Source organism: Yoonia sp. (assembly GCF_046498525.1).
Lineage (GTDB): Bacteria > Pseudomonadota > Alphaproteobacteria > Rhodobacterales > Rhodobacteraceae > Yoonia.
Window position 1 is genome coordinate 1 of sequence record NZ_JAWOAN010000060.1, and the last position, 2773, is coordinate 2773.

The 2773-nt window shown below is 60.7% G+C and carries 2 protein-coding genes; both read left to right on the forward strand.

Annotation, left to right across the window (positions count from 1 at the left end):
- Window positions 1-39 precede the first annotated feature (39 nt).
- Entirely contained in the window at window positions 40-1743 is a 1704-nt protein-coding gene (locus R6T97_RS03840) for an acyl-CoA dehydrogenase (protein ID WP_410347980.1), read from the forward strand.
- On the forward strand, window positions 1743-2773 hold a 1031-nt coding region (locus R6T97_RS03845; RefSeq protein ID WP_410347979.1), incomplete at its 3' end, for an MBL fold metallo-hydrolase. The genes R6T97_RS03840 and R6T97_RS03845, both read left to right, overlap by 1 nt.

The window sequence follows — 2773 nt, forward strand, 5'->3', positions numbered from 1 at the left end:
ATGCTTTGCCAAGCGGCTGCACATTTTGGAGACAGAACAATGCCTTATCGCGCGCCTGTCAGCGATTTTCAGTTCTTGATGGATCATGTCGTCGGTTTTGATCAGATCGCAGCGACCGACCATTTTGCCGATGCCACACCGGATATGACACAGGCGATCCTCAGCGAAGGTGCCAGGATGTGCGAAGAAATCCTTGCGCCCCTGAACCGCGCCGGCGACCTGCATCCGGCCCGCCTTGAAAACGGAGTAGTGCGCACCCCGCCCGGTTTTGCCGAAGGTTACAACGCCATCGCGACCGGCGGATGGATCGGCATGTCCGCCAGCAAAGCGGTCGGCGGCCTTGGCCTTCCAATGACCCTGACGACGACCATCAATGAAATGATCGCCAGCGCGTGCCTTGCGATCCAGCTCAGCCCGCTCTTGACCCAAGGCCAGATCGAAGCTCTTGAACACCACGCCTCTGGTACGATCAAAGAGCTGTATATCCCCAAGCTGATCTCGGGCGAATGGAACGGCACGATGAACCTGACCGAACCGCAGGCCGGGTCCGATGTCGGCGCGCTGCGTACCAAGGCCAAACCGAATGGCGATGGCACCTATGCAATCACCGGCCAGAAAATCTACATCAGTTGGGCCGACAATGATTTCACCGAAAACGTCTGCCACCTCGTTCTGGCCCGTCTGCCCGACGGCGTGCCCGGCACCAAGGGAATCAGCCTTTTCATGGTACCCAAGCTGATACCGGATGACGATGGCAACCCGGGCAAGAAAAACGACCTGCGCGTGGTCAGCCTTGAACACAAGATGGGCCTGCATGGATCACCCACTGCCGTGATGGAATACGCTGGCGCGACAGGATGGCTTGTCGGTGAAGAACACGGCGGCATCGCCGCGATGTTTACCATGATGAACAACGCGCGCCTTGGCGTCGCAACCCAAGGCGTCGGCGTGGCCGAAGGCGCGCTGCAACACGCGCTGACCTATGCCATGGACCGTAAGCAGGGCAAAGCCCCCGGCACCGGTACGATCATCGAACACGCCGACGTGCGCCGGATGCTGGCCAGCATGAAGGCCGATACCTATGCCGCCCGTGCGATCACCTTGATGAACGCGGTTGCGATCGACATGGCGCTGGCCACCGGTGCCGCAGGTTGGCAAGCGCGCGCTGCTTTCCTGACGCCGATCAGCAAGGCCTTCGGCACCGATGTGGGCTGTGAAGTTGCCGCCACCGGCATTCAGGTGCACGGCGGCATGGGCTTTATCGAAGAAACCGGTGCTGCCCAATATGCCCGCGATGTCCGCGTTTCGACCATCTATGAAGGCACAAACGGTATTCAGGCTATGGACCTTGTGGCGCGCAAGCTGATGGACGGGGGCGAAGCGGCCTTCCGGCTGCTGGAAGAAATCGAACAAGGCGCAGAAGCGGCCAGGGCAACACACCCCGATCTGGCCGAAGCCGTCTGGCAATCCGCCGAAAGCCTGCGTGAAACCACGGAGTGGCTGGTTGCGCAGGATGACCTGAACAACCGCTTTGCAGGAGCCGTGCCCTATCTGCGGGCCTTCGCGCGCGTCCTTGGCGGTCATGCCCATCTGGCAAGTGCAGTCAACGGCAATGCCAGCCGCGCCCGCCTTGCAACCTTCTATATCAAGCGTATGTTGCCCGAACATGTGGGCCTTCTGGCACACGCACGCGAAGGGGCAGACGATCTCATGGCCATATCCGCAGACGACCTCGCCGCCTGATGCCGGACGATCAAAGCGGCATCCGCTATCCTTTCCCCCAGCCACCCAAAGAGGGCGAGGCGATCACAGTTGCACCCGGTGTTTTGTGGATGCGGCTGCCGCTGCCCATGGCGCTGGATCATGTGAATGTCTACGCGCTGGATGATGGCGGCAGTTGGACGGTGATCGACACCGGCTTTGCCTCCAAGCGCAGCCGTGCAATTTGGGAAAAGCTGCTGGAAGGACCATTGCAGGGCAAACCCGTCTCCCGCGTGATCGCGACCCACCACCACCCCGATCATGTCGGGCTGGCTGCATGGTTCATCCAGCAAGGCGCAACATTGGCAATGCCCCGCACCGGCTGGCTGATGGCGCGGATGCTGACGCTGGATGAGCAGGATAAACCCAACGCGGAAACGCTCGCCTTCTACCGTCGTGCAGGCATGGACCCCGCCGAACAGGAACGCCGCAAATCCGAGCGCCCCTTCAACTTTGCCGATTGCGTGGCACCCCTGCCCCTTGGCTATACCCGGCTAATCGACAGCGAAACGATCAATATGGGTGGCCGCTCATGGGTTATTCGCATGGGTGATGGCCACGCCCCCGAACAAGCAACATTCTGGAGCCGGGACGACAACCTCGTCATCAGCGGCGACCAGATCTTGCCGTCAATCAGTCCGAACCTCGGGGTCTATCCAACAGAACCGGATGCCGATCCGGTCACCGACTGGCTGCGATCCTGCGAGAAATTTCAAGCCTTCGCAGAACCCGGCCAACTTGTGCTTGGCGGGCATAAGCTGCCCTTCACCGGCCTGCCCACACGGCTGACCCAACTGATCGAAAACCACCATGGCGCGCTCAGTCGGCTTCGGGCGCATCTGATCGAACCGCGTGCGGCTGGCGAATGCTTCATGCCGTTGTTTAAACGCAAGATCAGCCAAGGCGAATACGGGCTGGCACTGGTCGAGGCGGTCGCCCACCTCAATCATCTGCACCAGTCCGGGCAAGCCTCACGAACATTGCGCGATGATGGCGCTTGGGTATTTCAAGC

Coding starts and splice junctions, on each gene's coding strand:
- R6T97_RS03840 (WP_410347980.1), top strand. CDS start 40: ATGCCTTATCGCGCGCCTGTCAGCGATTTTCAGTTCTTGATGGATCAT.